This window comes from Thiohalocapsa halophila (genome assembly GCF_016583825.1).
Lineage (GTDB): Bacteria > Pseudomonadota > Gammaproteobacteria > Chromatiales > Chromatiaceae > Thiohalocapsa > Thiohalocapsa halophila.
In genome coordinates, this window is sequence record NZ_NRRV01000248.1 from 1 (window position 1) to 713 (window position 713).

At 67.5% G+C, this 713-nt stretch carries 1 protein-coding gene and 1 pseudogene; both read left to right on the forward strand.

The annotated features are described in order from the left end of the window. Positions 1 to 208 (forward strand): annotated as a pseudogene (locus CKO31_RS26270) (hypothetical protein); the annotation flags it as partial. 76 nt (positions 209 to 284) lie between these two features. Further along, positions 285 to 713, forward strand: a 429-nt coding sequence (gene sixA, locus CKO31_RS26275) for a phosphohistidine phosphatase SixA (protein ID WP_200243930.1), incomplete at its 3' end; no start/stop codon positions are given.

Genomic DNA, 713 nt, shown 5'->3' on the forward strand with positions numbered 1-713 from the left:
CCAAGCCAGTCTGCGCGTCGAGTGCTATGCGGGTCATCGTGCGGATACCGAGCCTCGCCGGCTGCACCTCGGCGGGCGTGAGGTGGCCGTCACCGAGATCATCGACCGATGGCTGGACCCCGGTCACCGCTACTTCAAGGTCCGCGGCGATGATGGCGCCGTCTACCTGTTGCGCCACGCGACACCTTGGCGGACCGCTGGGCGCTGACGCTGTACCGGAGCGGACCCACTGACGAGGGGCGACTCACCTCGACCTGAAACCGGCATCCCTCCTGGAGCATCCAATGCGCATCTACCTAACCCAGCATGGCCTCGCACTCCCCAAGGACGTCGATCCCGACCGGCCCTTGAGCAGCCAGGGCCGCGACGCCTTACGGCGCCTCGCCGATTTTCTCGGCAACGCCGACATTCAGGTCGGACAGGTGCTGCACAGCGGCAAGCCCCGCGCGGCGCAAACCGCAGCCATCCTGGCCGAAGCGCTCCTTACTGATGGGCAGCCGCGCACGCATGCCGATCTGGGGCCGAATGACCCCGTCGAGACGCTCTCCGCAGCAATCATGACCTGGTCCGTCGATACCCTGATCGTGGGCCATCTGCCCTACCTCGGGCGCCTGGCCTCGAGCCTGCTCGTCGATGATCCGGATCGGCCGCTGCTCGCCTTCCAACCGGGGACCATGGCCTGCCTGGAACAGGATGCGCAGCGTCGGTGGGCG